Consider the following 7,124-nt stretch of genomic DNA (forward strand, 5'->3'; position numbering starts at 1 on the left):
GGGCCGGGGGGCCTCCTCCCACCGGGCGCTTCACGCTGTCCCTGGCCCAGCGTCGCTGCCAGGACGACCGCCGCCCGTGGGCGGGAGCGCCCACGGCGGACGGCCGGGATGGACGGTCAGGCCCAGGGCGTCCAGCTGCCCCGGCTGACCACGTAGACGCCGAGCGAGTCAGGCTCCATGCCGCCGTGCCGGATCGGGGCGAACGCGTACGCGCCGGCGATGCCCTCGGTCACCTGGTTCTGCAGGTACGCCCGCAACCGTCCACGGTCCACGCTGCTCGCCGCCCGGGCCGCCCCGACGAGGAGCTGGAGCGCGTCCGCGCCGTACGGGGCGAAACCGCCGAACGTGCCGTGCCGCTGGGTGTAGCGGGAGGTGAAGTCCCGCCGGGCCGTCTCCACCGTCGTGTTGGTGGTCAGGCTGGAGCCGGCCAGGCACGCCGGGTGCACGGCGAACGCGCCCTCGACCGCGGCGGCGTTCGGCGGGGCGAGGGTGCCCTCGGCGACCGCGCCTGAGTCGAAGAAGAGCGGTCCACGGTAGCCGGCGCGGCGCACCTCCCGGGCCGCGTTGCCGGAGTCCGGAGCGGTGCCCCAGATGATGATCCCGTCCGGCTCGGCGTCCGCCGCCCGGCGTGCGGCGGAGACGAAACCCCGCCTGTCGGCGGAGAGCCGGAGGGTCTCCGGCAGCTCGACGTCGACGGCCCCCAGCGCGCCCCGTACCGCCCGCACGCCCGAGTCGCCGTGCAGGCCCTCGGCGGCCAGCAGCACGACCCGTCGCACCCGCTGCGACTCGATCAGCTGCGCCATCCGGCGGGCCACGTCCCCGGCGTCCGGCGTGAGCTTGAAGATGTAGGTCCGCTCGGCCAGCGGCAGCACGATGTTGTCGCAGGCGCCCAGGGAGAGGAACGGCACCTGGAGCTGCTGGGCCACCCCGACGATGGCCATGGAGGTCTCGGCCAGGGTGCCGCCGACGAGCGCCTGCACCCCGTCCCCTCGGGTCAGCTCGGTGGCCTGCCGGGCGGCCAGCCGGGGGTCGCTGCCGTTGTCCCGGATCTCCAGCCGCACCGTACGCCGCAGGTTGCCGACCGGGAAGCCGGCGACGTTCAGCGTCTCGGCGGCGATCTCCAGGGCGCGCTGCTGGAGCACGCCCAGCGCGGCGCCCCGGCCGGTCAGCTCGAGGCTGGCCCCGACCACCAGTTCCTGGCCCCCCGGCGCGGTGCTGCTCGCCGCCGGGTCGCCGGGTCGCTCACCCGGCCGGCCGCACGCGGTCAGCAGCAGGGTGCTCGCCGCCGCGGCGAGGACGCCGCGACGGGTCAGCACGGAGGAGTCGAATGCCGGTGTCGCCAATGGAGTCGCCTTCCCACCCCGGCGACGCCCGCGCCGGTTGTTTCGCCGGGTATGCTCCCGGCCGGCGCGATCCGGCGTCAAATTATCCCGGTGTGGGCAGGAACACGCGGCGGGAAAGCCGCACGACTCCGATCAGGACCGGTATCCGGCGGAACGGAACTCGTACTCGCGGTCGTCGTCGCGATCGCCGGTGTCCCGGCTGAAGTCCCAGCCGCCGGCCGCTTCCCGGCCGGGACGGCCGCCGACGGCGAAGCCGCCGATCTCCTGGCCGCGCCGCCAACCCCGGAAGTAGCCGGTCGTGTTCTCGGCGAGGCTCGCCGCGTTCCGCACGATCCGCAGTGGACGCTCCTCGCGCAGCGGGGAACCGGGCACCAGGTTGGCCTTCGGCACCCGCTTCGGCAGGCCGGCCTTGGTCTCCGCGCCGACGGTCGGGCTGGCCAGCTGCGAGGCCGCCTGCCAGCCGCTGTCCGCGGTACTCGACCAGTCGAGGTCGGCGTCCTCGCCGTGTCCGACGAACCAGGCGGACTTCGCCTGCGCGAAGATCAGCAGATCGCCGTCGCCCTCGTCGGAGACCGGCGGCGGCCGGTGCTCCTTGGGCGCGGGACGCCGCTCCAGCGGGGCGGGCAGCTCGGCGCGGGGGGCGGGCCGGTCGGACCGCTCGTCGCCGCCCCGGTCGACCAGCCGCAGCGACCGAGCCTCCAGGCCCGGGTCGGTCGGCGGGTCGAGCTCGTCACGCAGGGCCCGGTCGGCCAGCGGCGGCGGCTCCACCAGCCGCAGCATCGGCGGCTCCTGCGGCAGGTCGTCGGCGAGCCACGGCGGGGTGACCCGGCCCGGGTCGCTCGGCGCGTCCACGCCGCGGCCGCCGTACCCGTAGCTCGGCGGCGCCTCCTTGGCCCGGTCGTCCTGGTCGTCGGCGTTGTTGACCAGCGGCCAGTTGGCCCGGGAGCCAGGGGGAGCGGACTCCTGGCCGGGCCGCGGCGCCGGCACCGGGATGCTCAGGTCCGTGGCGCTGAAGCCACCGGTCGGCGGCTCCTGCGGGGTCGTCTTGGGCCGCGGCGGGATGATCGTCCGCTGCCGCTCGGCCCGGGCGCTGTTGATCGCGGCCGTGGTGAGCGTGGGGCGGAACGGCTCGCCGGCCTCGGCCGGCGGCACGTTGCCCCGCTGGGCCGGGGCGATCGGGGTGATCCCGGGCGGCGGCGGGGGCGGTGCGGAGATCGGTCGGTTGGTCGGGACGTCCCGGCGCGGCGGCAGCGGGGCGCCGGCTGGCTCGGGACGGGACGGCGGGGCGGACATCGGCCGGCCGGCGGCCGCCGCGGGAGTGACCGGGGCGGGCGCGACGGGCGGCGGCGTGACCGGTGCCGGAGCGACCGGCGGCCGCCCGAGGGGTCGGGGTGACGCGGGCGCGGCGGGCCCGGAGACCGGCTCCGGACGGCTGCGCCGGCCCACCGGTTCCGGCTCGGCCGGCCGGACCGCCCGCAGCCCCGTGCCGGTGTTGTGCAGGTCGGTCAGGTCGCCGACCTGCTCGCCCCGGCGGGCGGCGGCCCGCCGGCCGGGGATCGGAGTGGGCGCGGTGACCCGGGCGCTGAGCGCGCCGACCAGTGCCGCGCAGCCGGCGTCGCAGGCCCGGACGGAGGCGACCGCCTGCCGCACCGTCTCGGCGACGGCGGCGGTGAGCGCGCGGTTGACGGTGGCCCGTCGCGGCGTCTCGGAGATGGCGACGCGCAGCGCGGTCACCGCCTCGTTGATCGTGTCGGCGTCGGCGACGCCCTCGGCCGCGAGGTGAGCGGCGACGGCGTCCGCGGCGCCCGCGAGCTCGCGGCCGCCGGTCACCGTGCCGCTCAGCATGCCGGGCTCCGGCAGCGCGTCGAGCACCGCCAGGGAGACCGGTTCGGCCGGGTCCGGGTACGCCCGGAGCGCGGCCGGGTAGAGCTCGCGGAGCACCTCGCGCAGGGCCACCGCGGCGGAGTGCCGCCCGGTGGTCAGCGCGGCGTGCGCGGCGAGGACCTGCTTGTAGCCGGCGAGATCGCGGGGCGCTGGCAGGGTGACCGCGGAGAGCGCGCCGGCCTGGAGTGCCCGGGCCAGCCCGACCGCCCGGCGCTCGACCGGCGGCGACTGCATCTCCTCCAGCGAGTCGTCGTCGGCGAACCGCTCGGCGAAGTCGTCGACCGAATCGTCGTCCGCGATCGCCAGCGGCCGCCCGGCCGCGCTCAGCAGCGAGGTGACCGAGTGGTCGTCGCTGTCGGCGGCGATGGCCGCACCGCTCGGCCCGCCCGACCGCTCCACGAGCAGCGCGACCAGCTGGGCATAACCCGCCGGGTCGTCACTGATCTCGCAGACATGCAGCAGACGGCCTGCGTCGTCGACCACAGCGGACGTCAGCGTCGAACCGACCGAGGCCGGCCGGTCGGCCGGATCCGCCGAGGCCAGACCGCAGTACACGCGCACGAGCGCCACGGCGTCGTCCTCCTCCCGGGACACAGGTCTTTCTCTGCCAGAGACTGATGCTCCCCGGTCCGGGTCAGTCGCGCCAGTCCACAACGGCAGAGATCTTGCCGACAATGGTGCGCCAACCCAAACTTGCGGTTTGTGCCCCGATTTTCTTGAGTCGGCGTCGACCCAGGAAACCACCGATTCCGCCGTTGACAGATGCCCGCAGCGCCTCGTCCAGGTCGTCCAGGCTGGAGCCCGCGGAGAGCATGTCCAGCACGGCCGGTAGCCGCAGGCCGTACGCCAGGTCACGGGCGATCTCGCCGGCCTCGATCAGGAGCGCCGGATCCCACGCGTCGTGGCCGCCGCGAAGGTTCTCGACGACCAGGTCGAGCTCGTACGTGTCCTCGTCCAGCGGGGCAATGTCGGCTGGTTCCACCCGTTCGGACAGTTCATTCCAGCTGTCCAGTTGAGACAGGTCGTTGGGCGCGCCGGAACGGACGAAGCTCACCAGCGACTCCGGGGTCTTGAACAGCAGCAGCTTGCCCCGGTGGCTGAGGAAGACAGGCACCTCCTCGTCGCCCGCATCCTCGTCCGCCTCGTCCTCGTCCTCGTCTTCCTCGTCGGTCTCGGCCTCGTCCGCCTCCTCGGCGGCCGCCCCGGTCCGGCCGCGCCGGCGGCCCTCGGGGCGCTCGTCCTCGTCCTCGTCCTCGTCGGCGGTGAGCGCGGCGAACTCCTCGTCGAGGATCACCACCTCCTCGTCGTCCTCGGTCTCGACGACCTGGCGACGGGCGAGGAAGGGGTCGTCCTGGTCGCGCTCGGCGACGTCGGTCGGGGTCAGCTCCCGGGCCGGCCGGTACGCCCGCAGGGTGAAGCCTGTGCCGGACGGCAGGGCGATCTCGACCGGATCGATCCGCAGCTCGTCCCAGAGGGCCCGGTCCGCCGCGGGGCGGTCGACCTCGACCTCGTCATCTGCGGCCGACGTCGTGGTGTCGTCGAGCTCGGGCTCGTCGGCGTCGGGCCGTTGGGGCGACTGGCGGGCCACGCTGACCTCCGTGTGCTGTCGGTTGCCCACCCGGCGGCGCATCCGGCCGCCGAGTGACTCTGCGCACATACCCTAGTGGGCGTCCCGGCGAGGGCGGGAGCCGCACCCCGGTGGCGTCCCGGCCAGCGGACAAGTAGCCTTGCTACGTATGAAGGCGCAGGCGCTGCACGGGCATCTGGACGCGCTGCTGCTGGCGGTCCTGGAGCAGGGCGAGCTGCACGGCTACGCGATCATCGAGGCGCTGCGGGCCCGCAGCGGCGGCGCGCTCGACCTGCCCACCGGCACCATCTACCCGGCGCTGCGCCGGCTGGAGCGGGCCGGCTACGTGGCCAGCTCGTGGAGCACCGTCAACGGCCGGGAGCGGCGCACCTACCGGTTGACCGAGGCCGGCGGCCGGGCGCTCGCCGGCGAGCGCGCCGGCTGGCGTGAGTTCAGCGCGACCGTGGGCCGATTCCTCGGCACCGAACCCCCCGCCACCCCCGCCTGACCGGTCCCCGCCTCCACCCACCCCGCCCCCCCCCGGCGCCTGGCCGAGTAGATCCACTCGGGATGCGGTAGTCCGCGCCATCCCGGGCCGGCGAGGCGGCGGGTTGCGGCAGCCTGGGGCGTCCCGGGCCGGTGAGGTGGCGGGTTGCGGCAGTCCGGGGTTGTGCCCGGCTGGCAAGGCGGCGGGTTGCGGCAGTCCGGGGCATGACCGGCCGGCGAGGCGGCGGGCCGTGGCGATCAGCCCGAAACGGGGGCCGGCGTCAACAGGTGGCCTGGAGCCAGCAGCGGGCGGCCCGGGCCAGCGCGAACCAGCCGACGCTGACCAGCACCGCGCCGATGATCATGGGCGGCCAGCTCAGGGCCGCCTCCCAGAGGCTGATCGACCAGCCGAACAGCGCGCTGCCGGCGAGCGCGCCGCCCAGCAGCCCGCCGGTCAGCCCGTAGCCCACCGCGCGGCCGAGCACGGGCAGCCGGGACGACCGGTACCGGGCGGCGAGGATCCCGAGCAGCAGCGCGGCCAGTGCCAGCACGGCCACGAGGCTCCAGATCCCGTTCAGCGAGGCGGAGAGCAGCAGGTAGCCCTCCGGCGGTCGGGGGCCGTCGCTCCAGCTCGACCCGCGCCAGGTCAGGTCGCCGCCCGCCATCAGCACCACCGCCACGGCGAGCGCCCGTACCGCCAGCCGGCGCAGCGCCCCGGCGGCCAGCTCGGCCTGGTAGCCCGGGGCGAGTTGGGCGGGACTGCCGAACTCGGCCACCGCCCGCCGCTCGGCCTCCGCCCGGGGCAGGCCGCCCTCCCGGTACGCCTCGACCGCGTCCTGCATCGAGTGCCGCGCCTCGGTCAGCAGGTCGGCCTTGAGCCGGGCCGGGCCACGCAGCCGGCCGGCCAGCTCGCGCAGCCGCTCCTCCACGAGCACGTCCTGGTACGCCCGCATGCGACCACCCTGCCATCCCGCGCGCCCGCCCGCGTCCGGGAATTTCCCTGAGGCGCCGGTGCGCGGTGCCGCCGGGGTGGCCTCAGGCGGCCGGGCCGAGGGCGAGATACCCGCGTTCGGCCGCCTCCTGGAGCAGCCACTGGTCGCGGTACCAGCCCGGCTGGGCGACCAGTTCGGCGTGCCGGCCGCGCTGGACCACCCGCCCGGCGTCGAGCACGACGATCTCGTCCAGCTCCGCTAGCCCGCTGAGCCGGTGGCTGATCAGCAGCACCGAGTGCCCGGCCGGGGTGGCGGCCAGCGCCGAGACGAGCACCTCGTCCGCGGCGGCCGGATCGAGGCCCTCGGTCGGCTCGTCGAGCACCAGCACCGCCGGGGCGGCCAGCAGCGCACGGGCCAGCGCCAGGCGCTGCCGCTGGCCCCCGGAGAGCTGCCCACCCTGCTCACCGACCACCGTGTCCCAGCCCTGGGGCTGCTCGCGTACCCAGTCGAGCAGGCCGGCCGCGCGGATCGCGGTGGTCAGCTCCGCCTCGTCGGCCCGGGGTCGGCCGAGCAGCAGGTTCTCCCGGACCGAGGCGTGGAAGACGTACGCCTCGGCGAGCAGGCCACCGACCACCCGGGGCAGCTCCTCGGGCGGGTACGCGGCCACGTCCGTGCCGTCCAGGGTGACCCGGCCGGCGTCGGGACGTACCGCGCCGGTGAGTACCGCGGCGAGGGTGCTCTTGCCGGCGCCGCTCGGCCCGACCACGGCGACCCGGCGGCCGGCGGGCAGGTCGAGGTCGATGTTGTCCAGCGCCGATGACGTCGTTCCCGATGCCGATGATGATCACCTGCACCGGCTGCTCCGGGTCGCGGAGCTTCTTGAGCTGGTCGATCAACTGCTTCTGGCTGATG

5 protein-coding genes and 1 pseudogene are annotated in these 7,124 nt (G+C 75.8%); 1 reads left to right on the forward strand and 5 read right to left on the reverse strand.

All coding sequences use genetic code 11. The features are described 5' to 3' along the window. Positions 1–116 precede the first annotated feature (116 nt). From ACWEVO_RS25095 to ACWEVO_RS25105, 3 genes are all read right to left on the reverse strand, one after another. A complete protein-coding gene (locus ACWEVO_RS25095; RefSeq protein ID WP_452309970.1) occupies positions 117–1,343 on the reverse strand; it encodes an ABC transporter substrate-binding protein in 1,227 nt (408 codons plus the stop codon). 132 nt (positions 1,344–1,475) lie between these two features. Continuing rightward, positions 1,476–3,821 carry a transposase gene (locus ACWEVO_RS25100; RefSeq protein WP_452309971.1) on the reverse strand — a complete coding sequence of 782 codons (2,346 nt, stop codon included), beginning with the start codon at positions 3,819–3,821 and terminating at the stop codon, positions 1,476–1,478. 40 nt (positions 3,822–3,861) lie between these two features. After that, positions 3,862–4,845: a DNA primase gene (locus ACWEVO_RS25105; protein WP_452309972.1), complete on the reverse strand. Its 984-nt coding sequence runs from the start codon at positions 4,843–4,845 to the stop codon at positions 3,862–3,864. Positions 4,846–4,963: 118 nt separating this feature from the next. Between ACWEVO_RS25105 and ACWEVO_RS25110 the strand changes: the two genes are divergently transcribed. Beyond that, positions 4,964–5,302: a PadR family transcriptional regulator gene (locus ACWEVO_RS25110; RefSeq protein WP_452309973.1), complete on the forward strand. Its 339-nt coding sequence runs from the start codon at positions 4,964–4,966 to the stop codon at positions 5,300–5,302. Between the two features lie 259 nt (positions 5,303–5,561). On the opposite strand, the gene ACWEVO_RS25115 is transcribed toward ACWEVO_RS25110, so the two are convergent. Together ACWEVO_RS25115 and ACWEVO_RS25120 are read right to left on the reverse strand one after the other, a co-directional pair. Further along, complete coding sequence (locus ACWEVO_RS25115; RefSeq protein WP_452309974.1) at positions 5,562–6,233, reverse strand: permease prefix domain 1-containing protein; 672 nt, start codon at positions 6,231–6,233, stop codon at positions 5,562–5,564. 82 nt (positions 6,234–6,315) lie between these two features. Continuing rightward, a pseudogene (locus tag ACWEVO_RS25120) lies at positions 6,316–7,029 on the reverse strand (ATP-binding cassette domain-containing protein); the annotation flags it as partial. Positions 7,030–7,124: the final 95 nt, after the last annotated feature.

The organism is Micromonospora sp. NPDC003776 (assembly GCF_053605645.1).

Coding starts and splice junctions, on each gene's coding strand:
- ACWEVO_RS25110 (WP_452309973.1), top strand. CDS start 4,964: ATGAAGGCGCAGGCGCTGCACGGGCATCTGGACGCGCTGCTGCTGGCG.
- ACWEVO_RS25115 (WP_452309974.1), bottom strand. CDS start 6,233: ATGCGGGCGTACCAGGACGTGCTCGTGGAGGAGCGGCTGCGCGAGCTG.